The sequence below is a fragment of the Nocardia stercoris genome, from assembly GCF_003696265.1.
Lineage (GTDB): Bacteria > Actinomycetota > Actinomycetes > Mycobacteriales > Mycobacteriaceae > Nocardia > Nocardia stercoris.
The window spans coordinates 229,177-254,470 of the sequence record NZ_RFFH01000003.1; the positions used below are offsets into that span (position 1 = coordinate 229,177).

At 71.3% G+C, this 25,294-nt stretch carries 11 protein-coding genes; 1 reads left to right on the forward strand and 10 read right to left on the reverse strand.

Annotation, left to right across the window (positions count from 1 at the left end; all coding sequences use genetic code 11):
- Position 1 precedes the first annotated feature (1 nt).
- Both EBN03_RS09585 and EBN03_RS09590 read right to left on the reverse strand, forming a co-directional pair.
- Complete coding sequence (locus EBN03_RS09585; protein ID WP_122187592.1) at positions 2-763, reverse strand: ABC transporter permease; 762 nt, start codon at positions 761-763, stop codon at positions 2-4.
- A complete protein-coding gene (locus tag EBN03_RS09590) occupies positions 760-1,701 on the reverse strand; it encodes an ATP-binding cassette domain-containing protein (protein ID WP_122187593.1) in 942 nt (313 codons plus the stop codon). Before EBN03_RS09590 ends, EBN03_RS09585 begins: the two co-directional genes overlap by 4 nt.
- Before the next feature lie 127 nt (positions 1,702-1,828).
- On the opposite strand from EBN03_RS09590, the gene EBN03_RS09595 reads away from it, so the two are divergent.
- Positions 1,829-2,422, forward strand: coding sequence for an NAD-dependent epimerase/dehydratase family protein (locus tag EBN03_RS09595; RefSeq protein ID WP_122187594.1), 594 nt, complete (start codon positions 1,829-1,831; stop codon positions 2,420-2,422).
- 2 nt (positions 2,423-2,424) lie between these two features.
- On the opposite strand, the gene EBN03_RS09600 is transcribed toward EBN03_RS09595, so the two are convergent.
- The 8 genes from EBN03_RS09600 to EBN03_RS09635 all read right to left on the reverse strand — a co-directional run bounded on the left by EBN03_RS09600 (position 2,425) and on the right by EBN03_RS09635 (position 25,216).
- Positions 2,425-3,834: a DUF1254 domain-containing protein gene (locus EBN03_RS09600; RefSeq protein ID WP_233608275.1), complete on the reverse strand. Its 1,410-nt coding sequence runs from the start codon at positions 3,832-3,834 to the stop codon at positions 2,425-2,427.
- A 213-nt stretch (positions 3,835-4,047) separates the two neighbouring features.
- Positions 4,048-4,563 carry a DUF2505 domain-containing protein gene (locus tag EBN03_RS09605; protein ID WP_122187596.1) on the reverse strand — a complete coding sequence of 172 codons (516 nt, stop codon included), beginning with the start codon at positions 4,561-4,563 and terminating at the stop codon, positions 4,048-4,050.
- 31 nt (positions 4,564-4,594) lie between these two features.
- Entirely contained in the window at positions 4,595-6,757 is a 2,163-nt protein-coding gene (locus tag EBN03_RS09610; protein ID WP_122187597.1) for an MMPL family transporter, read from the reverse strand.
- Positions 6,757-7,665 carry an SDR family NAD(P)-dependent oxidoreductase gene (locus tag EBN03_RS09615; RefSeq protein ID WP_122187598.1) on the reverse strand — a complete coding sequence of 303 codons (909 nt, stop codon included), beginning with the start codon at positions 7,663-7,665 and terminating at the stop codon, positions 6,757-6,759. Before EBN03_RS09615 ends, EBN03_RS09610 begins: the two co-directional genes overlap by 1 nt.
- A gap of 18 nt (positions 7,666-7,683) precedes the next feature.
- A complete protein-coding gene (locus tag EBN03_RS09620) occupies positions 7,684-9,183 on the reverse strand; it encodes a GMC oxidoreductase (protein WP_147471501.1) in 1,500 nt (499 codons plus the stop codon).
- Positions 9,173-10,381, reverse strand: a complete 1,209-nt coding sequence (locus EBN03_RS09625) for a cytochrome P450 (protein ID WP_158675575.1) — start codon at positions 10,379-10,381, stop codon at positions 9,173-9,175. The genes EBN03_RS09620 and EBN03_RS09625 overlap by 11 nt, the downstream gene beginning before the upstream one ends.
- Complete coding sequence (locus EBN03_RS09630) at positions 10,378-15,591, reverse strand: type I polyketide synthase (RefSeq protein WP_122187601.1); 5,214 nt, start codon at positions 15,589-15,591, stop codon at positions 10,378-10,380. Before EBN03_RS09630 ends, EBN03_RS09625 begins: the two co-directional genes overlap by 4 nt.
- Positions 15,578-25,216 carry a type I polyketide synthase gene (locus EBN03_RS09635; RefSeq protein ID WP_122187602.1) on the reverse strand — a complete coding sequence of 3,213 codons (9,639 nt, stop codon included), beginning with the start codon at positions 25,214-25,216 and terminating at the stop codon, positions 15,578-15,580. The genes EBN03_RS09630 and EBN03_RS09635 overlap by 14 nt, the downstream gene beginning before the upstream one ends.
- Between the last annotated feature and the right edge of the window lie 78 nt (positions 25,217-25,294).

Genomic DNA, 25,294 nt, shown 5'->3' on the forward strand with positions numbered 1-25,294 from the left:
GTCACGCCCGCTTGTCGAACGAGGCCCGCGACCACAGGTAGCCGACCACCGCGATCCCCGCGCACCAGGCGAGCGCGGCCGCCGCTGTCCCGCCCGACGGGTGCCCGGCGAGCAGCCCCCGGATGGTCTCGATGATCGGCGTGAAGGGCTGATACTCGGCGAACTGCCGCACCCCCGGCCCCATCTTGGCGGCCGGCACGATCGCGCTGCTCACGAACGGCAGCATGATCATCGGCACCACGCTCATGCCCGCCGACTCGGGCGTCTTCGCGGCCATGCCCAGCGCGACCGTCAGCCACGAGGTCGCGAACGAGGTGGCGACCACGATGCCGAGCACGCCGAGCCAGTCGAGAGCGGTTGCGTCGGAACGGAACCCGAGCAGCAGCGCCACACCCAGCACCGCAGCGACGGCCACCGCGTTGGTCACCATGGTCGCCGCGACATGCCCGGTGAGCACCGCACCGCGGGACACGTCCATGACCTTGAACCGGTTGATGACCCCCTTGGCCATATCGGAACTGACCGCCACTGCGGTCCCGGACAGCCCGTAGCTGATCGCCAGCAGCAGCACACCGGGTGTCGCGTAGTCGATGTAGTGCTCACCGACATCGAAGGCGTTGCCGAACACGTAGACGAAGATCAGCAGCATGACCACCGGCATCAGTGCCGCGTTGAACACCGACACCGGAGTGCGGGCGATGTGAGTGAAGTTGCGGCGCAACATGATCGTCGCGTCGGCCAGGGGTGCGGTCAGGGTGTTCATCGTGCGGCCTCCGTGGTGGCGTGCCCGGTGAGGGCGAGGAAAACGTCGTCGAGATCGGGGGTGTGGATGGAGACCTCCGCGGCCTCCAGGCCGGATGCGGCGAGCCGGTCCAGCAGGTCGCGCAGGAACGCCGATCCGCCGCTGCCGGGTACCCGCAGGGTCAGCGCCTCGTCGTCCGAGCTGGCATCGGGCAGCGCCGCGGCCGCCGCGCGCAGCTCGGCGAGCTGGTCGAACCGGAAGGCGATGTAGCTGCCCGGTACCCGGCGCTTGAGGTCGTCGGCGGTCCCCTCGGCCACGATGCGGCCCTGGTCGAGCACCGCGATCCGGTCGGCCAGCTGGTCGGCCTCCTCCAGATACTGGGTGGTGAGGAAGATCGTGACGCCCTCGGAGGTCAACTCCCGCACGATCTCCCACATGGTGCGGCGGCTGCGCGGGTCCAGTCCGGTGGTCGGCTCGTCCAGGAAGACGATCTCCGGCTTGGTCACCAGCGTCATCGCCAGATCCAGCTTGCGGCGCATGCCGCCGGAGTAGGAGGCGGCCGGCTTGCGTGCCGACTCCAGCAGATCGAATCGTTCCAGCAGCCCGGTCACGACCCGCTTGCGGTCGGCGCCCCGCAGCCGGTGCAGGTCCGCCATCAGCTGCAGGTTCTCCTCGCCGGTCAGCAGATCGTCCACCGCCGCGAACTGGCCGGTCACCCCGATCGAGGCCCGCACCGCCTTCGTCTCGGTGGCGATGTCGTATCCGGCGACCCGCGCCGAACCTCCGTCCGCCTTCGACAGGGTGGTCAGGATGTTCACCGTCGTCGTCTTGCCGGCCCCGTTGGGGCCGAGCAGGGCGAAAATCGTTCCGGCACCGATGTTCAGATCGATACCCTCGAGGATCGTCTTGTCCCCGTATGCCTTCCGCAGCCCGTTCGCTGCAATTGCTGTGCTGTTCACGAGAACTACTGTCGCGAGCGGCGCTGATACCGGGCTGACAGCGAACTGACACGAATGCTGACACGGTGTTGTCGCAGGTGGACGGCCGGTGGGAGCCGTCGCGTCGAGGTCGATACCCTCGGAAACCATGCGGATATTTCTGGCGGGCGCCAGCGGCGTGCTCGGTTCTCGGCTGGTACCACTGCTCGTCGCGGCGGGTCACGACGTGGCGGGAATGACCCGTTCGCCGGCGAAAGCGCGGCTGCTCGCCGCCGCCGGTGCGGAACCGGTGGTGTGCGACGCCTTCGATCCGGACGGGCTCACCACGGCCGTCACCGCCTTCGCCCCCGAACTGGTGATGCATCAGCTCACCGACCTGCCCGACGACCCGGCCCTCCTACCCGAGGGACGGGCGGCCAACGCCCGTATCCGCCGGGAGGGCACCACGAACCTACTGGCGGCCGCCCGAAAAGCCGGTGCCGCCCGGTTCATCGCCCAGAGTGTCGCCTGGACGATGGAGGGAGAAGGCCAGGCCGCCAAGGAATTCCTGGAGCAATCGGTGCTGGCGGCGGGCGGCGTGGTACTGCGCTACGGCCAGTTCTACGGTCCGGGAACGTATTACCCGGACACCCTGCCCGCCCAGCCCCGGATCGCCGTCGACACGGCGGCCGACCGGACCGCCCGGGCGCTCGAGCTCCCCACGGGCGTCTACGAATTCGTGGAAGATCCCGCCCCGGCGTGAGCTCAGCCGACGGTCTCGAGCAGCGGCGGTTGCCATCTGCCCTGCACGGCTTCCGGTGTGGGTGCGTACAGGCGCATCGTCAGCGTGAACCTCCCGAAGGCCGCGATCGGCAACCAATTGCCTTCGGGCACATCAGATCCGGGGTCGGCGTGCTGTACCGCGACGTCCACCGAACCGTCCGGGCCGGCGGTGACCGGAATCCGGTGGCCCACCGCGTAGATGCCCGCCGGATTGCCCATCAGGAACCCGTCCGCGTCGTAGGCGGTGATCGACCAGAACACGCCCGCCGGCGGCAGCTGCCCGGCATCGAAACGGATCCGGAACCGCTGCGGCGTGCCGCGGTAGTCGGCGACACCGGCGAACGTCGGGTGAATGACGTCCTCGGGAAGGTTCGCTCCCAGCCCGGTCCGCGCGACGTGCGCCCGAAGCAGATAGTCGGTGCCGTACGTGCCGGTGCCCGGGGAGAAGGTCCATCCGTTCGGGCTCTGGACGGCGGGATCCGCATAGCCGGCGATGGCGGACTTCGCGGCCTGGACCCCGGCGCTCAGCCCGCCCGGTTCGGCCGTGAGCGTGCCACCCGGGGCGATGCCGAGCGACGCGAACCGCTGCATCGCGGGAGCGTCGGCGGCAGCGGGCGGGTCGGTGGCCATGAGCTCGCACAGTTTCGTGAAGTAGGCGGCCGGAGTCATACCGGCGACCGTGTCTCGCGCCGACTCTCCCGGCGCGGTCGCGTCGAACATGACACCAGGTGTGGAGATGCCGGGGTCGGCCAGATAGGCGTGCAAGGGTGCCAGCTTGATTCGCTGCTGGATCGCGCGGACCGCGTCGATATCGTCCGGCCCGTCGAGCTGGATGCGCCCGACGACCCACACCCGGTTGGTGTTCATCGCCAGCCGGGTCATGCCCGCCGGGACCGTGCCCGTCCAGCCGGGGCCGGTCACCAGGTAGGTGAACGGCGGCTCGGTACCCGAAACGACCTGGGGCCGAACACTACTCGGGTTGTGGGCGGTATTGCTCCAGGCGTCGATCAGCTGCATGAGCCAGTACCGGTTGCCGTCTGTCGCGGGAATCTGCAACACCAGTGGTTCGGCCGACAGGTCCAGCCATGCTTGCGACCGCAGCGTGTCCAGGTCGGTTCGCGCCGCGACCCGGTCGGCCGGTGTCGGCAGGGCGGCGGCGTGCATGAAGGTATCGACCGGCAGGTCGGTCCCGCGCGTCGCGTCGATGAGCACCAGCGGATACCCGAAGATGTAGGCGTCGGTGGCCACGGCGACCGGATCGGTGCTCATGGCCATGCTGTCCGCCGGCTCACCGCCGTCGTCGCCGCGTTCGCTGTCCCCGGAACCGCACGCGGCGAGCACGGTTCCCGCCGTGACCGCCAGCCCGACCCCGAACAGGCCACGACGACTCATCCTGCCGAACCGATCCGTCACTGTGACTCCCGAAGCTCTCGATCCCGGTGGTCAAGAAATGCGGAGCATCCCGTGCGGGACCGACGCTAACAACGATCGCCTCGAACAACGCCGATCCGGGACCTGGCACGCGGGCGGCACTCGGTAATCCGGCGAATCGACCAGGAAACGGCTCGGCACCCGCCCCGAAGTGGCGGGTGCCGAGTCCGTTCGTCAGTTACCGGCCGCGGCCGCCTGTTCGGCGACCCACGCGTCGATGAACGCGCAGTTGCGGGCGAACCCCTCGACGGTCTGTTCCAGCACCCCTTCCTCCACGGCCTTGCCGAACACCGGGAGCTTGGCGGTGATCTCCCCGGTCAGGGTGAGCACCGCGCTGTCCGGTCCGGTGGCGGTCAGGACGAACTCGCTGTCGAGCACCATGCGCGCCAGCGTGATCGAGCCGGTGAACGTGCCGCGCGCGGTGTCACCGGTCAACGGAAACCAGCTCTCCGCGAAATCGAAGGTGATGTCGCGGGCGCGCGCGGCGCCGCGGGGCAGCAGCGCGGTCGCGATCTCGGTGGCGGCGGTGACCGTCGTGGATTCGGCGTCGGCGGTGAACCCGGTCATGGTGGTCACCTGGTCACCGACCTCGGCCAGCCGACGCTCCCAGTGCGCCCGGGAGGTCAGCGCGTCGTGGATCGCCCGCGCCGAGTGGTCGAAGCGGTATTCCTCGGCGAATGTCTTTGTCATGGCACGCTTTCGGGAGAGGGACGGAACACGGTCAGCTGCTCACCTCGGCGACCTCGACGGCCGGCGCAGCCGCCGCGCCGTCGTGGACCGCGAGCCGGGCAGCCCAGCGGCGCAACGGTTCCGGTGACCACCAGGTGGCCGAGCCGAGGACACCGAGCACCGCCGGAGTGAGGATCAGGCGCACCACCGTGGCGTCGACGGTGGCGGCCAGGGCCACCCCGATGCCGATCATCTTGGTGGCCGAGACGCGCGAGGCGCCGATCGCGATCAACACGATGGCGAGGATGATCGCGGCCGAGGTGATGATGCCGCCGGTGCGCTGGATGGCGTTGACGATCGCGGTGCGATGGTCGGCCCCGGACCGCCGTTCCTCGGTGAGCCGGGCCAGCACGAACACCCCGTAGTCCATGGACAGCCCGAACGCGATGCACACCACCAGGATCGGCAGTGTGCTGTCGATCGAACCGGTGGAGGTGAATCCGAGCGGTCCGGACAGATGCCCGTCCTGGAAGATCCACACGATCGCACCCAGCGCCGCGGTGAGGCTCAGCCCGTTCACGATCACGGACACCACCGCCAGCACCACGCTCTCGGTCAGCAGGAACAGCGCGGCGAAGGCGACCAGTGCCACGATCGCGACGGCCAACGGCCCGATGCGGCCGATGGCGGCCTCGGTGTCGAGCAGGGTCGCGATACCGCCACCCACCTGTAGCCCGTCGGCTCGCGCCAGGCGCTGCACCCCCGACACCACGTCCTGGCCACGCTGCGAGGTCGGCTCGATGCCCTTGGCCGCCGCCACCAGCAGCGCACTCGGCCGCGGTGTCGCGCCCGACCGCGGATCCGCTTGCAGCGGAGGCGGATTCACGGCCACGACACCGTCCACCCGCCCGATGGCCGCCGACAGCGCCATGATCCGCGCCGGATCACTGTTCGCGGGCACCACGACGTAGGCGATCGGCAGCGCGCCGGCCTGGAAGTCGGTGCGCAGCACGTCGTGCGTGGCGCGGATATCCGCGCCGGGCGGGAGCTGCCGGTCGTCCACCGTCCCGTACTTCACCGACGCGAACGGCGCGGCCAGACACAGCAAGACGACGGTGGTGGCGACCGCGAACACGGCCGGCCGCCGCAGCACCACCCGGGTCCACGCCGCCCAGTACCCGCGCTCGGCCGGATCGGACTTCCGGAACCCCTGTACGATGCGCGGACCCAGCAGCCGGAACGCGGCCGGCAACCCGACCAGGACCGTCGTCGTGGACACCACCACCACGATCACGCCCGCGTACGCGAACGACCGCACGAAGTACATCGGGAACAGCAGCAGCACCGCCAGCACCGCGGTGATGGTCACCGCGGAGAACAGCACCGTGCGCCCGGCCGTGGCCAGCGTCGCGGTGACCGCGCTCTCGGTGTCGCCGCGCACCCGGAACTCCTCCCGGAACCGGCGGACCAGCAGCAGCGCGTAGTCCACCGCCAGGCCCAAACCGACCGCGGTGGTGAGGTTCTGCGAGAACACCGACACGTCGACGGCATGCCCGAGGACGAGCAGCAGCGCATTGGTGATCACGATCGAGATCACCCCGACCGCGACCGGGAGCACCGCCGCGACCACGCCGCCGAACACCCACAGCAGCACCAGCAGCACCAGCGGCATGGCCACGAGTTCGGCCAGCAGCAGGTCGGTCTTGATGGTGGACTGCACCTCGGCGCGCACCGCTGCCGGGCCGCCGATTCGCACGCCGATATCCGGATCCACCTGTGGCAGTCCGGCACGCACCGCGGTCAGCGTGCGGTCCTGGGCGCCCTCGTCGCCCTGGATGTGCGCGATGATCAGCCCCGAGCGGCGGTCCTGGGAGATCAGCGCGGGCAGCGGCACCGTCCACGCCGACACCGTGCCCACCACGCCGTCGACGGTCCCGAGCCGCTCGGTCAGCAGCTTGCCGGCGGCGGCGACGCGCGGATCGTCCACCCCGCCGGGTGCGGACACCAGCACGAACAGGTTCGGGTCGGCCTGCGGCGCGATCCCACCGATCTGGCGCGCCACCACGGCCGAGTCGGCGGCCGGATCGGCGGCGCCGCCGGCCAGCCGCGCATCCGGCACCAGCACGCCGACGGTGAGTGCCGCGGCGAACAGGGCCAGGATCACCGCCAGCACCGTGCGGGCCGGACCACGCTGCGCCGCAACCGGTTTCGTCATCAGCCGGTGACCTTGCGGATCAGTTGCTCGGAAACCTCCCACAGCTGGGCCGCCCGCTCGGTGTCGTAGGAGGCGCGCGAACTGGGCCGTTCCCGGCGGCCGGAGAAGTACTTGCCGGTGACGCCCGCCACGTCGGCCGAATTCACCAGCCACGCCAGGTTGCTCGCGGAGGTCGCGGCCGTCGCCGCGCCGGGCAGCTTGGTCAGCAGCGGCGTCATGCTCGTGTAGAAGCTCTGCACGAACTTCGGATACTGCCGGGACAGACCGGTTTCCGGCATCAGACCGGGGTCGAAGGCGTTGGCGGTGATGCCGCCGTCGCCGAGCCGCCGGGCCAGCTCGTAGGTGAAGTAGATGTTGGCGAGCTTGGAGTTCGCGTAGCGCACCCGGCCCAGCTGCCCGGCCGAACCCTTCGGCTGCGCCGCCGGATCCGCGAGCCGGGCCGGGTCGTCCCAGCGCGGCGCCGGGAACCCGAACGACTTGTGTGGACCCTGATGCACCTCACTGGCCACCGACACGATCCGGGCGTCGGACGGCAGCACCGGCAGCAGCGTGGTGACCAGCTCGAAGTGACCGAGATGGTTTGTGGCGAAGGTCAATTCGTAGCCGTCGACCGAGCTCTGCACCCCGTCGACGATCTGCAGGCCCGCGTTGCAGACGATCGCCGACACCGCGGCGGTGTCGCGGATGCGGCGGGCCGCCTCCTGGACCGAGCGGATCGAGGAGGTGTCCATGACCTCGATCGTGACGGTGACGTCGGGGCTCTCGGCGCGGATTCCCGCGACGACCTGCTCGGCCTTGGCCTGGTTGCGGCAGCCGAGCACGAGGTCGCGGCCCTGCCGGGCCAGCTCGTGGGCGGTGAGCAGGCCGAGGCCCTGGGTGGCGCCGGTGATGAGAACCGATCCGGACATGGGTTGTCGCCTTTCGGATTAGCGATCGAGGTGAGCGAGCAGGGTGGTGACGCAGCGATCCGCGAGTGCCGTCACCGTCAACGCCGGTGGTGCGGCACCGCAGGATCCGGGCAGCAGTGCGGAGTCGACCACATACAGGCCGGGGCATCCGATGACCTCACCGGTATCGGTTGTGGCCGAACCGAATACCACCCCGCCCAGGCTATGCGAGGTGGTGGGTGCCCCGCTCGCCGAGAAGCTGGTCGTGCCCCGCGCGCCGGCGATCCGCTGCGCCGTCGCCGCCACCGCCCCGGCGATCCGGGCCACCGCGGAATCCGATGCGGGCCAGTCGATCACGGTCCGGCCGGCGTACCGGACGGTGCCGAGCGCGGGCGGATCGGAGACGGCGAGGAGCCCACCGGCCAGCTGCCCGCCCATCGTCTTCCCGAGCGGGAACGACAGCAGTGTGACCGGCACGTCCCCGGCCTCGTCGAACAGCCCGAGATGCGACGGCCCGCCCTGCGCGTCGGAAGGCAGTGGCCAGCCGCCGATTCCGACCAGATGGTCACCGCCGGTACCCCAGCGGCGGCCCACCTCGGCGGTGATTCCGGGCAGCGTGCCCTCGGCCTGCGCCCGGGCCAGCAGCCCCGACGTGCCGATCGAACCGGCCGCGAGAATCACCCGGGTAGCGGTCACCGACCGAGCTTCCCCGCCCGCGAGATCGGTGTACTCGACCCGGTAGCCGTCGCCGGTGGCCTGGATCGACCGCACCGGCGACAGCGGCCGCACTTCCACCAGGCCGGTGGCCTCGGCTGCCGCCAGTACTGTCCGGTCGACGCTGCGCTTGGCGCCACTGTTGATGCCCCACAACGAATGTCCGGCGATCGCGGCGGGCGCGAGCGTGCCGTCGATCTCTTGCCGTACCACGTCCCAGGCGACCCCGGTGTCCAGCCGGACCGGGTCGTAGCCCGCGTCGGCCACCGTGTCGGCGAATTCGCGGGCGTTCCCGTACGCGGCCGAGCCGAGCACGTCGTCGGGGATCGACGCGACCCCCAGCAGCGCCCGGGCCCGCGGATACCAGGTGTCACGGAACTCGGCATAGTCGAGTATCCCGGCGAAGGTCCGCTGGAAGCCCGCCTCGCTCGGCGCGATCAGCACCGCGTTGTTGACCAGCGAACCACCGCCGACCCCGGCACCGGCGAGCCCGATGATGCCGTTGCACGGAAACGCTTCCAGCACACCGGTGGACAGCGGCGTCCCGTCCGCACCGGGCAGCCAGACCGCACGCGGGTCCGGCTTCTCCGGCGTGGCGAAGGTGTTGCCGGCCGGACCGATGTTCCAGCGCCGCCCGCGTTCGAGGACCACGCCGGCCCGCCCGGCCTGGGCCAGCCGCAGGGCCGCCACCGACCCGGCGTACCCGGATCCGATGATCAGGTTCTCGATCCGCTCGCCGGCCTCGGCGCGGGCCCGGCCGGCCCCGCTCGCCCAGGCGGCGCCCAGCAGCGCGCCGCCCACGAGCAGTGCTCGCCTACGCGGCATTGCCCGGCTTCTGTACCAGCACCGGCAGATACGCGTAACCGAAGGAACCCTGCCGGGTGCGCAGCTTCGGCGGATCCTGCGGATCCAGCGCGAACCGGTCCCGGACCCGCAGCAGCGAGGCGAACGCGTGCTCGGCCAGCAGCCGCGACAGCGAGGACCCCGGACAGAAGTGCGGTCCGGCGCCGAACGCCAGGTGGTCGCGCTTGTTGGCCCGGTCCAGGTCGAAGGTCGCCGCGTCCGGGAAACGGGTCTCGTCCCGGTTCGCCGAACCGATCACCACATGGATCAGCCCGCCCTCGGGCACCACCACGTCACCGAAGTCGATCTCGGTGGCGGCACGGCGCAGCAGCCACTGGGTGGGGCTGTAGAGCCGCAGGAACTCCTCCATGAATTCCTTGATGTCCTCGGGGTTCTCGGCCAGCCGGTCGGCCAGGGCCGGGTCCTCGAGGATGGTCTTGAAGCCGCCACCGAGCAGGTTCATGGTGGTCTCGTGGCCGGCCGCGATGAACGACCACGCCATGGTGACCAGTTCGTCGCGGGTCATCTCCCCCGACTCCTCCTGCGCTACCAGCTCGCCCAGGATGTCGCCGGGGTTCGGGCGGCCGAGCCGGGCCTGCGCGAGCTCGTCCATGTAGTTGCTGAATTCGAGGACGTCCTCGTAGTAGCCAGGCGCCAGGTCCGGGTCCATGCCTGCGGCGACCGCGAACCCGTCCATCACGCCCTGCGACCACCGGCGCAGTTCGGCCTTGCGGTCCAACGGGATTCCGAGCATGCCGCCCACGACCCGCAGCGGCAGCGCGGTGGTGAACGCTTCCACGAACTCCACCCGGTCCTGCACCAGGATGTCGTCGATCAGGGTGTCGACGTGGTCCTGCACCCAGTCACCGAGGGTGCGGACCAGCCGGGCGCTGAATCCGCGGTTGGCCATCTTGCGCAGCCGCGTGTGCTCGGGGGCGTCACGGTTGACCAGCATGGGCACGTTCAGCATGCCCTCGCGCTGGATATGCGAGGAGTACCGGTCCTTGTTGCGCAGCGCGTCGTTGACCTGGTCGTAGCGGGCCAGCACATACAGGTCGCGGCCGTCCCAGGTGGCCTCCGGCAGGAAGTGCACCGGCCGCTCGCGCAGCTGGGTGTACTTCGGCCACGGGTTGAGCCGGTATTCGGGATCGGCCAGATCGAGGGTGAGGGTGCTGCTCATTGTGCTGCCTTTCGGCTCGTGGGCTGGGCGCTGGGAGGTTGCACGAACCCGGTGTCGACGAACCGGCGGAGATAGATCGTCATCTGTCCCTTGGTGAGTGCCGGGCAATCGATCCCGACCGCGGCCAGCGCGGCCGCGGTCCGATCGCATTCGGACTCGGGCAGCCGGACGTGATCGACGGAATCGCTGAGGAAGGGCATCAAGCCGAGCAGCGCAACGCTACTGGAACCGCGGCCCAGAATCCGTTCCCGCCACTGGTCGAACGGCAACCGTTGCAGGTCGTAGCCGAATTCGTCCAGGCTGTCGAAGAAGTCGGGCCAGGTCATCGGCCGGCGGCTGACCAGGTGGTAGGTGCCGCCGAGCAGCGCCGGTTCGGTCGTGCACGCGGCGATCGCGGTCGCCACGTAGTCGACGGGCGCCGGCTGGATCGGCATCTCGGCTCGGCTGGGCGCGATCCCGGCCTCGATGCAGCCCTTGATCATCATCGACAGGTGGTCGAGCTTGTTGAACGCGCCGGTCGTGCTGTCGCCGGCGGTGTTGATGCGGTGGATGGTGACCGGCAGGCCGCGGTCGGCGGCGTTGCGGACCATCTGCTCGGCGATCCACTTGGTCTGGGCGTATCCGACCACGAGCGCACCGCTGTTGGCCAGCGGCTCGGTCTCGTCGACGCTGTCGCGCAGGTATTCCCGGGAGGAGAACACCCCTACGGTGGACAGGAAGTGGAACGGTATGGGCGCACCCCAGGTCGCCAGCCGCAGCAGTTCCCGGGTGCCGCCGACGTTCACCTCCTCCAGGCCGCGGAACGGGTAGGTCCACTTGACCAGGGCGCCCGCGTGGACGATGTGGCCGACGGTGGCGGCGAGCCGGTCGTAGTCGACCGGGCTCAGGCCGCTCAGCGGCTTGCCGAGGTCCGCGACCACCGGCACGATGCGGGCGAGATCCTCGTCGTCGCACGGCAGTCCGTAGCCGGCCAGGTTGGCGGCCAGGCGCCGCCGCGCGTGGTCGGCGTCGTCGGCCCGGACCATGCAGTGCACCCGCTCGTGCCGGTCGAGCAGCTCCCGCAGCAGGAAGGCGCCGACGAATCCGGTTGCGCCGGTGAGCAATACATCGGGCCGGCGGCCGGCGGTGAGCTCTTTCGGGGTGATGTCGGCGTCGAGCGCGGCCAGTTCGGTCATCTCCGTGACCGTCTTGCGCCGGATCCGCACACCCTGGCTCGAGCGGGTGGCGCCGTCGGCCTGCTCGGCGTGTTCGTCGGCGAGTTCGGTGACCACCCAGTCGGTGAGCCGGCGCGGGGTCGGATGGTCGAACAGTGCCTCGAGCGGGACGCCGATCTCCAGGTCGCGTTCGATCTTGCGCTTGAGTTCGGCGATCATCAGCGAGTCGACCAGATCGTTGAACTGGGCGAGGGTGTCGATGTCGGCCGGTTCGGCTCCGAGTACGGCGGCCAGGATGTCGACGATGTAGCGCAGCACGGTCTCGTGCGCGACCACCCGGTCCGCCGTCCGCAGTTCCGCCAGGTCGGGCGCCGGGACCTTCGCCAGCCGGGCCGACCCGGTGCCGGTGGACCGGCTGGCATGCACCAGGCGGTCGAGCATCTCCGGGCTCACCGGCGCGAAGGACACCCCGGTGAACAGGACCGCCGGTTCGCCGCCGACCCGGATCCGCATATCGCCGGTCGCGCCGGTCGGCGCCGAATGAGTCAGCGTGACAGCGCATTCCAGCCGATCGCCGGTGAGATCACGCAGCACGTGCATGGATTCGAATCCGGTGCCCAGCAGGACGGGGCGGTTCGGATCGGTGCCGTGCTCGTGCGCCCACGCGGCGGCCACCAGCTGGACGCAGGCGTCGAAGGCGAGCAGTTCGGTTCGGACACCGGCGATCTCGCTACCGGAGTCCGGTGCCGGGGAGCGCACCGCACCGAACGCCGCGCCGATCCCGATCTGCGCGTGGTCCACGATCCGGAAGCTGGGGCCCAGCTCGAAGCGTGGATGCCAGACCTGCTCGTAGAACTCGGCGGCGTTCACCACCTGCGGGTGCTCCAGATACAGGTCCGCGTCGCCGTCGGCGACGCCGGTGGCCGCCCGCGGACCGAACCCGACCGTCGCGTGCTTGGTCCAGGACTCGGAACGGGTTGTGCGGCTGAAGATCTCGGCAGTCAGATCCTCGGTCTCGAGGCTGCCGGTGACCAGGACCTGCACATCGATCTCCGCTTCGTCGGGTGCGACCAGCGGGTGCTCGATGGACACGCTGCGGGCCAGCAGCGGTTCCGGCGCCACCGCTTCGGCCGTGCGCAGCGCGAGTTCCAGCATCACCACACCGGGTACCACCCGGGTCCCGTAGACGATGTGCTCGTCCAGGAACGGGATCGCGGCCGCGGAGATCCGGGTCTGGCTCAGCGAACCACTGGCCGCCGACACGACGATCAACGGCTCGAGCGCCCCGTTCGGTGCCGCCGCGCCGGTGCGGGTCGCCGCCGCGTCGCGCGGCGCGGTGGCCTCGGCGATCCAGTACGGCGTGCGCTGATAGGGGTAGGTGGGCAGGGCCACCCGGCGACCGGGCCGCGGCAGTGCCGCCTTCCAGTCCACATCGGCGCCGCTCGCCCACACCTGGGCGAGCGCGTCGGCCAGCCGGTGGCCGGGCCGGTCCGAGCCCGCCGACGGCACACAGTACAGGCCCGCGCCCCCGGCATGATTGACCAGGAGCGGCAGCAGTGCACCGGGACCCAGCTCGATCACCGTCGTGATGCCGTGCCCGACGAGGGTGTCGACGGCGGCGGCGAAGTCCACCGGCTCCCGGGTGTGCTCGATCCAGTACTCCGGATCGGCGAAGCGCCCGGCCTCCACCGCACCGCTGCTGTCGGATACCAGATCGATTGCCGGCGGCGACAATTCGATACCCGCGAACGCGGCGCGCAGGTCGGCCAGCATGGGCTCGACCAGCGGCGAGTGGAAGGCTTGGGTGACGTGCAGCCGCTTGGCCCGCACCCCGCGCGCGGTGAGTTCCGTGACCGCGGCGTCGATCTCGGTCTCCGGACCGGACAGAACGGTATCGGACGGACTGTTCCGCACGGCCACCACGACCGCGCCGGACGCGAGCTGCGGCAGGTCCAGCTCCGCGGCCGGGCAGGCCACCGACACCATCGCCCCGCCCGCGGCGAGTTCGCCCATCGCCCGGCCGCGTTCGGTGATCAGCGTCCAGCCGTCGGCGACCGAGAACACCCCGGCGAGCGCGGCCGCCGCGTAGGCGCCGACGCTGTGGCCGAGCAGCAGTTCCGGCTGGATTCCCGCCGCCTGCCACCAGCGGCCCAGTGCCACGCCGAGCGCGTACAGCGCGGGCTGCGCGACCTCGGTGCGCAGCAACGCCGCCTCGGCCTCGGGCCCGGGCTCGACCAGGGCCGACAGCGGCAGGGCACCGACGTCACCCAGGCTGTCGAGCACCTCGGTCACCACCGGGTGCACACCGTAGATTCCGGCCAGGGCACCGGCGATCCGGGCACCGTGCCCGGGCAGGACGAACGCCACCCGCGGCAGTGCGCTCGGGATGCGCCGGCCCCGGATTCCGATGCCGGACTCCAGCTCGCGCAGTCCGTCGGCGACCTCACCGGCGGTGGCGGCGACCACGGCCGCGCGATGGTTCAGGTCGGCCCGGCCGACACCGGCGGCCCAGGCGATCTCGGTGGCGTCCGCGCCCGCGCCTGGCACCCAGTCGGCCAGCCGTGTGACGGCCTCGTCCAGTGCCTGCGCGGTGGTCGCCGAAACCTTCACCACCACAGGGTGTTCGGGGATCGGCGCGGAGTAGGCGCGGTCCGGCGCGGCGGCCAGCACGACGTGCGCGTTGGTGCCGCCGAAGCCGAACGAGGACACCCCCGCGATCCGCGGGCCGTCGCCCCACGCGCCCCCGGTGCGCGAAATCTCCACCGGCAGTTCGTCCCACGCGACGTGCGGGTTCGGCTCGCGCAGATGCAGGTGCGGCGGGATCTCGCCGCGCGAGACCACCAGCGCCGCCTTGATGAACCCGGCGATCCCGGCGGCGGCCTCCAGGTGGCCGATATTGGTCTTCACCGAGCCCAGTCGCACCGGCCGGTCGGCGGGCCGGCCCTGACCGAGCACCGCCGCCAGGGCGCGCACCTCGATCGGGTCGCCGAGCGGGGTGCCGGTGCCGTGCGCCTCCACGTACCCGACCTCGGCCGGTGCCACGCCCGCGGCCTCCAGCGCGCGGCCGACCACGGCCCGCTGCGCCGCACCGCGCGGCACGGTCAGGCCCGAGGTGCGGCCGTCCTGGTTGACCGCGCTGCCCTTGATCACGCACAGCACGGCGTCACCGTCGGCGACCGCGTCGGACAGCCGGCGCAGCACCACCACACCGCAGCCCTCGCCGCGCACGTACCCGTCGGCGCCCGCGTCGAAGGTCCGGCACTGGCCGGTCTCGGAAAGCATGCGGCCCTTGGACAACGCGACCGTCACCTCCGGCGACAGCAGCATGTTCACACCGCCGGCCAGCGCCAGATCGCATTCGCCGCGGCGCAGGCTCTGCGCGGCCAGGTGCAGTGCCACCAGCGAGGACGAGCAGGCGGTGTCCAGCACCAGGCTCGGTCCCTCGAGGCCGAGCACATAGGACAGCCGGTTGGCGCCGAAATTGGCGGCGTTGCCGGTCGCGACGTAGGCGTCGATGGCTTCCACGCCGTGGGCCGCCGCACCGAGCCGCTCGTAGTCGCTGCTGCCCATGCCGACGAACACACCGGTGGCGCTGCCGCGCAGCGAATCCGGTGCGATTCCGGCGTTCTCCAGTGCCTCCCAGGCGACTTCGAGCACCAGCCGGTGCTGCGGGTCGATACTGGCCGCCTCCCGCGGCGGGATCCCGAACACCGCCGGGTCGAAACCCTTGACGTCGTCGAGGAAGCCGCCGTGCCGGGAGTAGGTGCGGCCCGGCGCCTCCGGGTCGGCGTCGAAGAACCGGTCCAGATCCCAACGGTCCCTGGGTGTTTCGATCACACCGGACCGGCCGTCGGCCAGCAGTTCCCAGAAGTCCTCCGGGCCGTGCACGCCGCCGGGGAACCGGCAGCCCACTCCGACCACGGCGATCGGTTCGGTGAGGGCGTTGCGGGTGCGCGCGGCCTCCTCGCGTGCCGATCGCACCTCCAGCAGCGCGCGGCGCAGCGTGGCCTCGCGATCGGGCTGGCGTGCGGTGTCGCGTTCGTCAGTGACGGTCATCGATCCTCCCGGAGTTCAGTTCCCGGTCGAGCAGCTGGAGCAGTTCGAGCTCCGACAGATCGGCCAGTTCGGTGTCGGTGGCCGCGGATTCCGTTGCGGCGGTGGGCACTCCGGTGTCGTCGAAGGCCAGTAGTTCCAGCAGGTGGGCGCTCAGGCCCGCGATGGTCGGGTGTTCGAAGACGGTGGTGACCGGGACCGTGCGGCCTAGCAGGGCCTCGATCCGGCCCTTCAGCTCGACGCTGGTGATCGAATCCATGCCGGACTCGAAGAACCCGCGTTGCGGGTCCAGCCGGACCTGCGGATCGAGACCGAGCACGACGGCCACCTCGCGTTGCACCGCGTCGCGCAGCAGCCGGTCCCGGGCGGCGGGCGCGGCGGTGCGCACCCGGTCCACGAACCGGTCGGCGGCCGCGGTGCGCAGCGCGTCCGCGGAGGCCGCGGCCATCCCGGACAGCAGCGGACGGCGGCGCTTGGCCTCCATGACCGGCAGGAAGCGTCGCCAGTCGACCGGCGCGGCGACCACCTGGGTGAGTTCACCGGTCAGCGTCGCGTCCAGCACCTCGAGGGCGGTGTCCGCGGCCAGTTCCGCCATACCCATCGAGGCGAAGTAGTCGCCGTGCCCGGCGGCCATCGCGCTGTCCTGCCACCAGCCCCAGTCCACGGCCAGCGCCGGCGCGCGGCGCGCCCGACGGTCCCAGGCCAGCATGTCCAGGAAGTGGTTGGCGGCGCAATAGTGGGCCGCCAGTGCCGAACCCCAGACCGCGGCGGCCGAGGAGAACAGGACGAAGAAGTCCACCTCGGCGAGCGCGGGCAGTGCGTCGAGGACCAGACCACCGCGCACCTTGGCGTGCAGCACCCGGTGGAACTGGTCGACGGGCATGTCCGCGACCGTGGCCGCGTCGAGCGTGCCCGCGGCGTGGACGACACCGCGGACCGGGGGCCAAGCCGGATCCTCGAACAGCGCCGACATCGCGGCGTGGTCGGCCACGTCGGCGTCCGGGGTGTAGACCGTCACCCCCGACTCCCGCAGGGCCGCAACGGCTTCCCGCGTCTGCGCGGCGGCGTCCGCGAGCGGGCTGCGGCCGAGCAGGATCAGGTGCCGGGCGCCCCTGCGGGCCAGCCAACCGGCCAGCCGGACACCGAGCGACCCGCGGCCGCCGGTGATCAGATAGGCGGCGTCGGAACGCAATTCGGGCGTGGCCGGGTACACCTCGTCGAGGTTGTGCAGCCGGGGTACGAGGCGCCGGTCGTCGCGGTAGGCGACCTGGTCCTCGACGTCGGCGGCGGTGATCTCGGCGGCGATCCGCGTCGCGTCCGCGACCGGGTCGGTGTGGCGGGGATCGAGGTCGATCACGCCGCCCCACAGGCCCGGGTGCTCGAGCCCGACCACCCGGCCCAGACCCCACAGCGGGGTGTGCGCCAACGTGACCGGTTCGTCGCCGACCGGGGCGGCGCCGCGGGTGACGGCGTAGATCCGGCCGATGCGGCCACTCGCGATCCACGCCTGCGCCACGGTCAGCAGGGTGGCGGTGGTGGTTTCGACCTCGGCGGCGACCAGGTCCGGCGTGCCCGAGGCATTCTCGGTGCCTGCCGCCACGTAGACGACACCGACCGCGTTGCCGGCGCCGGCGGGCCGGACCGCGGCGATCGCGGCGTCCCAGCGGGCTCGGTCCGCGGTGGCGGCGAACTCGGGATCGACGATCAGGGCGCCGTGCCCGTCGGCCTGCAACCGGTCGGCCAGGTCCCCGGCCGGACCCGCCGCGGCCGCCACGATCACCCAGGTGCCCGGTTCTGGCACCGGTTCCGGGCGGGATTCGCTCGCCTCCCAGGTGATGCCGTAGAGGTCCGAGAGTGGTTGCGGACCGGTCGATTCGGCCGTCGTCATCGCACCCGCGCCGGGCAGCCAGTACTCCTGCCGCTGCCACGGGTACGCCGGCAGCGCGACGCGCCGGTAGGTGTGGTCGGGCACGATCGCGGCCGGGACGACCGGGTATCCGTCGTCGAGCAGCGCACCGGCGGCGGCCAGCACGCTCTCGCGGACCGACCGGTCCTGGGTCATGGACGGCAGGTACCGCAGCGGCGCCTCGTCCTGGGACTGCAGGATCGCTCCCGCCAGCGAACGGTCGGGGCCGATCTCCACGGCTCGGTGCGCCCCGGCCGCGGCGGCGGCACGCAGCGCGGCCAGGAACCGGACCGGCTGCACCGCGCCGGCGAGCCAGTAGGCCGGCGTGGTGAGTTCCGTGTCGGCCGTCGCACCGGTGACCGTCGAGTGGAACGGCACGGCGGGGCGGTGCAATTCGACCCGATCCAGCACGTCGGCCAGTGCGGCCCGGGCGGATTCGACCTGACTGCTGTGGAAGGCATAGCGCTGCTGGATGATCCGGGTGCGCGCACCCCGGGCCGCCGCGGCGCTCAGGACGGCGTCGACGGCGTCGGCCGCGCCGGAGATCACCACGGCCGCCGGGCCGTTGACCGCGGCGACACACAGGCCGCCACCGTCCCCGCCGGTCGCGCGCTGGTCCTCGACCAGCTCACGCACGTGGGTTTCGGGCAGGCCGACCGCCGCCATCACGCCCTGCCCGTGCAAGTCGTCCATGGCCGCGCCGCGCCCGATGGCGAGCCGCAGCGCGTCGCGGCGGCTCAGTACGCCGGCGGCGTAGCCGGCCGCGATCTCACCGATGCTGTGTCCGATCACCGCGCCGGGCCGGATCCCCCAGGAGGCCCAGAGGTCGGTCAGCGCGATCTGCAGCGCGGTGATCACCGGCTGCGCGATCCGGGTGTGCTCGAGCCGCGATTCCGCCTGTGCGCGTTGCAGTTCGGTGAGCAGCGACCAGCCGGCCTCGGCCCGCACCAGGTCGTCGCACTCGGTGAGCGCGGCCCGCAGCAGCGGTTCACCGAGGAGCCGTTCGCCCAGGCCCGCCCACTGACTGCCCTGACCGGAATAGACGAACACCAGTCCCGCCCGGGTCCGCGCCGTGGTGCGCGGCGCGTCGGCTGCGGTGGTGGCGAGCGCGTCCAGGCCGGTGAGCAGGTCGGTCGTGGCGGTGGCGACGAAACCGTGGCGGAACGGTTGCGGGGTCCGGTGCCGCAGCAGGGTCGCGGCCAGATCGGCGGTGCTGATCGCCTCGGCGCGCGCCCGGCCGGCGAGGGCGGCGGCCGTGGCGCGCAGCGCGGCCGGGGAGGCCGCCGACACCGTGATCAGTTGCGGCAGTTCCGTTTCCACTGCCGCGGCGGGTGCCGGCGCGGGCGCTTCCTGGAGCACGACGTGCGCGTTCGTGCCGCTGAAGCCGAACGAGCTGATCCCGGCGATCCGCCCCGCGCCGTGCTCGGGCCAGGCCGTGGCCGCGGTGGGCACGGTGATCGGGGTCTGCTCCCACGGCACCCGCGGGTTCGGGGTGCCGTAGTGCAGGTTCGGCGGAATCATCTTGTGGTGCAGGGACAGTGCGACCTTGATCAGACCGCACACGCCCGCCGCCGCCTCGAGGTGGCCGACATTGGACTTGGCCGAACCGACGATCAGCGGCTCGGCGTCGTCGTGCGGGCGCAGCACACTCGCCAAGGCGGCCAGTTCGATCGGATCGCCCAGCGGGGTTCCGGTGCCGTGTGCTTCGACGTAGCCGACCGCGTCGGCGGTGACGCCCGCGGCGTGCAGGGCGTCGGCGATGACCTCGGCCTGCGCGGTACCGCTGGGCACGGTCAGGCCGGCGCTGCGGCCGTCCTGGTTGACCGCGGAACCCCGGATGAGCGCCCAGGTCCGGTCGCCGTCGCGTTCGGCGTCGGACTGCCGCTTGAGGACGAGGACACCGCAGCCCTCGCCGCGCCCGTATCCGTCGGCGGCCGCGTCGAAGGTCTTGCAGCGCCCGTCGGCGGCCAGCGCGCCCATGCTGGACAGGCTCAGCACGGTCGCCGGCGACAGGATCAGGTTCACCCCGCCCACGATCGCCACATCGGACACACCCGAACGCAGGTCGCGGATCGCGTGGTCGGTGGCCACCAGCGACGACGAGCAGGCGGTGTCGATCGCGGTGGCCGGGCCGCGCAGGCCCAGCAGATACGACACTCGCCCGGCCGCGACGCTGAACGTGTTGCCGGTGGCGAAGTACGGGTCCACCTGCGCGGTGCCGTCGGCGGCCAGCAGCTGCAGGTAGTCGGTGGTGTTCATGCCCACGTGTACCGAACCGGCGACGCCGTCGAGGTGGTCGCGGGGAATTCCGGCGTCGTCGAGCGCCTCCCACACCACCTCCAGCAGCAGCCGTTGCTGCGGGTCCATGCTGCGTGCCTCGCGCGGCGAGATCCCGAACACGTCGGGGTCGAAGCCGGCGACCGGCAGGTCCAGGAATCCGCCTCGGAAGTCGCCGAGTCCGGCCCGCAACGCGGCGCGGTCGGCGGGTATCGGGCCGGTGCCGTCCACGCCGTCGCGCAGCAACCGCCAGAACCCGGCGGGGTCGTTCGCGCCGCCCGGGAACCGGCAGGCCATGCCGACGATGGCGATCGGTTCCGCCGGGGCCGCGGCCCGGGACCGGGTGGCCGGGCCGGTGCCCGCCCCGCCCCGGCTGAGGTAGGCCGCGAGCTTCGCGATGGTCGAATGCTCGAACACGACGGTGGCCGGCAGTGGCACGCTGTGTGTTTCGCGCAGGACGGTGATCAGTTCGACGGCCATCGCGGAGGTGAGGCCCAGTTCGAAGAGCCCGGTGTCGGGGTCGATCCGGTCGGGATCGGGCAGTTCGAGCAGTCGCGCGATGTGCCCGCGCAGGTTTCGGATCTCCTCGTCGACAGTGCGCGCCGCCGGGGCGCCGAGCGCGCTGTGCCGCGAGCCGGTTTCGGATCGGCTCGCGGTTGCGGCCGGCGAACCCGCGGTGATCGCGGGCCGCACCGGACCGTCGGTGATCCAGTACGGCACGTGCTGGAAGGCGTAGGTGGGCAGGATCGGCACCCGCGCGGGCCGGGTGGTCAGCGCGGTCCAGTCCAGATCGGTGCCGTTCCGCCACAGCCGGCCGGCCGCCTCGGTCAGCGCCCGCGCCGGATCGGTTGCGGATACCGATGCGACGCAGAGGGTTTCGTGGTCGCCGGGGCGGTTCTGGACCAGCGGCAGCAGGGCGCCGGGGCCGAGTTCCACGACCGTGGTGATCCCGCGGCTCAGGGCGGTGTCGATCACGTCGCCGAAGCGCACCGGCTGCCGGGTGTGGTCCACCCAGTACTCGGGGTCGGTCACCTCGGCCGACACCACCGCGCCGGTGGTGTCCGAGATGAACTCGGTTGTGGGCGTGGTTAATTCAGCGGCTGCGAAGGCGGCGCGCAGCGTGTCGAGCGCGGGGTCGACCGCGGCGGTGTGGAAGGCCCGGTTCACCGACAGGCGTTTCGCCTTCAGCCCGCGGGCCAGGGCAGTCGCGACCACGGCGTCGACCTCGGCATCGGGTCCGGCCACAACGGTGTCGGACGGGCCGTTCACGGCCGCGACGGACACCGACTCGGGCAGGTCGGCGAGATCGGTCGCGGCACAGCCGATGGCGGCCATCCCGGTCCCGTCGGGCAGTGCGCTCATCGCGTTCGCCCGGGCCCGGATCAGCTCGGCGCCGGTCCCGATCGAGAACGCTCCCGACAGGGCGGCGGCCGCGTAGGCGCCCACACTGTGCCCGGCGATCAGCTCGGGTTCGACACCGACCGAACGCCACCAGGATCCGAGCGCCACCGCGAGCGCGTACAGCGCCGGCTGGGCCACCTCGGTGCGCAGTACCGCGCTCTCCGCGTCCGGCCCGGTCTCCACCAGCACCGACAGCGGCAGTTCGGTCATCGGGCCGAGGCTGTCGAGCACGTCGGTGACAACCGGGACCGTGCCGTACACCCCGGCCAGCACGCCGGTGATCCGGGCGCCGTGCCCGGGCGCCAGGAACGCGACGCGGGGCCGGGCCCCGGCGTGGCGGCGCTCCCGGATGCCCGTGCCGGCGGCCAGGGCGCGCAGCCCGGCCAGCAGTTCGGTGCGCGAGCCGGCGAGCACGGTGGCCCGCGACGGCAGATCCGCGCGCCCGGTACCGGCGGCCCACGCCACCGCACCGGCCTGCCACTGTGCTTGCGCGGCAACGAATTCCGCGAGACGCGCGGCGGTCGCGGCGACACCGGCGGCATCGGCGCCGGAAACCTTCACCAGGGCGGGCCGGGTGTCGGCGGTATCCGCCGGTGCCGCGGCCGGTTCCGGTGCCGCACCCAGCACGATGTGGGCGTTGGTGCCACCGAAGCCGAACGACGACACACCGGCCAGGCGCGGGCCCTCGCCCCACACCGTGAGCGTGCGCGGCACCTGCACCGGCATCCGGTCCCAGGCGATGTGCGGGGACAGCTCGCGCAGGTTCAGGTGCGGCGGAATCACCCCGCGCGATAACACCAGTGCCGCCTTGATGAATCCGGCGATGCCGGCCGCGGCCTCGAGATGCCCGATATTGGTCTTGACCGAGCCGAGCCGCAGCGGCCGGTCGGCGGGCCGGTCCGTGCCCAGCACGCCGGCCAGGGCCCGGACCTCGATCGGGTCGCCCAGCGGTGTGCCGGTACCGTGCGCCTCGACATAGCCGATCTCCGCCGGTGCCACCCGCGCCACCGCCAGGGCACGGCGCACCACGTCCTGCTGCGCGGTCATGCTGGGTGCGGTCAGGCCGGAACTGCGGCCGTCCTGGTTGACCGCGGAACCCCGGATCACCGACAGGATGTGGTCGCCTGCGGCCAGCGCGTCCGACAGCCGGCGCAGCACCACCACACCGCAACCCTCACCGCGGACGTACCCGTCGGCGGCGGCGTCGAAGGTGTGGCACTGTCCGGTGGCCGACAGCATGCGGCCCTTGGCCAGCGCGACCGTGACCTCCGGGGACAGTTGCAGATTCACGCCACCGGCCAGGGCGAGGTCGCTCTCCCCCGCCCGCAGGCTCTGTACGGCGAGGTGCACGGCGACCAACGAGGACGAGCAGGCGGTGTCGACCACCAGACTCGGTCCCTGCAGACCGAGCGCGTACGACAACCGGTTGGCACCGAAATTGCCGGCGTTGCCGGTGGCCACATAGGCGTCGATGTCGGCGATGCCGTGGGCCGCCGCGGCGATCCGCTCGTAGTCACCGCCGGACATACCCACGAACACACCGGTTGCGCTGCCGCGCAACGAATCCGGTGCGATCCCGGCGTGTTCGAGCGCCTCCCAGGCGACCTCCAGCACGGCGCGGTGCTGTGGGTCCATGGTCGTGGCCTCGCGGGCCGACACCCCGAACACACCGGCGTCGAAGCCGCGGACGTCGTCGAGGAAGCCGCCGTGCCGCGAGTAGGTCTTGCCCGGGGCGTCCGGGTCGGCGTCGAACAGCCCGTCGGCGTCCCAGCGGTCGCCGGGGACCTCGGCGATGCCGGAGCGGCCCGCGACCAGCAGGTCCCAGAAGCTGTCCGGGCCGGTCACACCGCCGGGCAGGCGGCAGCCGACGCCGACCACCGCGATGGGTTCTTCGGTGGCACTGGTGAATTCGGTGGCGGCCGCCGGATCGGTGGCACCGGCGAGTGCGGCGGCGGCCGCATCGATGCTGGGGTATTCCCAGGCCAGGGTCGGCGCGATCTCGGTGCCGAGTTCGTCGGACAGGTCGGCCGCGATGCGCACGGCCTGAATGGAACTCAGGCCGTAGGTGGCGAACTGTTCGTGCCGGTCTACCTCGCCGGCGGTGAGGCCAGCGTGGCGGCAGATCAGGGTGACGAGCAGGTCCTCGATCTCCCGCCGCCGTTGCGCAACCGGCCGCGTGTCGGCTACTTCCGACGACTGTTCTTGTGGCACAGCACTATTCGTCTCGGATTGGGAAACGATGCGGCCGCCGTACTCCCCGTCCAGATAGCTCTTGCGGCATTCCGCGCGCTGCAGTTTGCCGCTGGAGGTGACCGGAATGGCCCGTGCGGGCACCAGCAACACGTCGTAGGCCGACAGCTGATGGTGGTCGGAGACCGCCCGGCGGACGGCCCGCACGATATCCGCGTCCGCGTGCTCGCGGCTGGCCCGGCGCGGCTTCTGCTGGACCACGACCAGCTGATCCGCTCCGTCGACCTCGATCGAGAAGCTGATACAGCGAGTCCCCGCGAGACCCGGATGACTCGCCACCGCGGTCGCCTCGACGTCCTGCGGATAGACATTCCGGCCGCGGAAATTCATTGCCTCTTTGGTGCGGCCGACGATATAGAGTTCCTGGTCGACCATTACCCCGAGATCGCCCGGATTCAGATAGGGACCGGACCCGTCGGCGGTGAATCGGCGGAAGGTTTCGGTGGTCGCGGACTCGTTCTCGAAATATCCGGCGGTGATGCTACTGCCGCGCATCCACACCTCGCCCACCGCGCCTTCGGGAAGGACGGCGGAAGTGGCGGGATCGACGATGACGACCTCGGTGTCCGGGGCAACCTTTCCGGAACTCACCAGCGATTGCTGCGGGCCCTCGGATCCGGTCACCACCTGCCCGTGCGCGAGCTGTTCGGTGCCGACCCGCAAAATGGTCGGATCACCGGACGAACGTCCCCCGGAGACCAGCAGTGTGGCTTCCGCCAGTCCGTAACAGGGATAGAACGCCGAGCGCCGGAACCCGCATTCGGCGAACGTGTCGGAAAAAGTGTCCAGCACTTCGGCGCGAACCGGTTCGGAACCGTTCAGGGCGTAATTCCACGTCGACAGATCGAATTCGGCCAAGCGTTCGGGAGTCGCTTTGTCGACGCACATCTGATAGGCGAAATTGGGGCCGGCGCTACTGGTCGCCCGTTCCCGCGAGATGACCTCGAGCCAATAGAGTGGATCCCGGATGAACGTCATCGGCGAGATCACCACGATCGGATATCCGGTGTGGATCGGCGAGACCAGGCCGCCGAGCAGGCCCATGTCGTGGTAGGGCGGCAGCCAGCCGGCACCGCGGCTGTCGGGGGTCAGGCCGAAGGTGTCCGCTGCCAGGCGCGCATTGTCGAGCAGGTTGGCGTGGCTGACGACCACCCCCTTCGGCGCCGAGGTGGAACCTGACGTGTACTGCAGCAATGCCGTTGTGTCGCCAGTGATTTCGGGTCGGCGCCAGGAGTCCGACGGCGTGTCGAAGGACGAGCGTTTCGCCTCGATCCAGGTCGCGCCGGCCAGGGTCGGGATCTCGGCGCCGCGGATGCTGGACAGGTCGAAGCGGTCGGCGCCCTCGGCGGTGAGGACCGCCGCGGCCCGCGCCGAGCGGGCGATGGTCTCGACCCGGGACAGGTGCCGATTCGAGGCCGGCGGATAGGCCGGTACCGGAATCAGCCCGGCATACAGGCAGCCGTAGAAATGCAGGGTATATTCCAGCCCCGGCGGGCACAGCAGCAGAATTCTCGACCCGGGAGCGCACTGTTCCCCGAGATGCACCGCGATCGACCGAGCTTTTTCCGCTATTTCCCGGTACGTGAAGTCCTCGGTTTCGAAACGATTCGCGGCCGTTGGCCGGACGAATCGCATTGCCATCCGGTCGGGCGTTCGTTCCGCACGACTTTCTATGGTATCGACCAAGGTCGCGCTATGAACAGCTGAACCATCACCCGGCATTGCACGTTCTCCCATTCGCCGACGCACAAGAACACGCTCCGGGCAATAGTGGGACCATTGAACCGCGGCCATTTCAGGCCGCGCTCGACCCACTTGTGTCGAATCACCCGGAGCGGTGCAGAAAATCGATGCGCGAGCACGATCGATAAA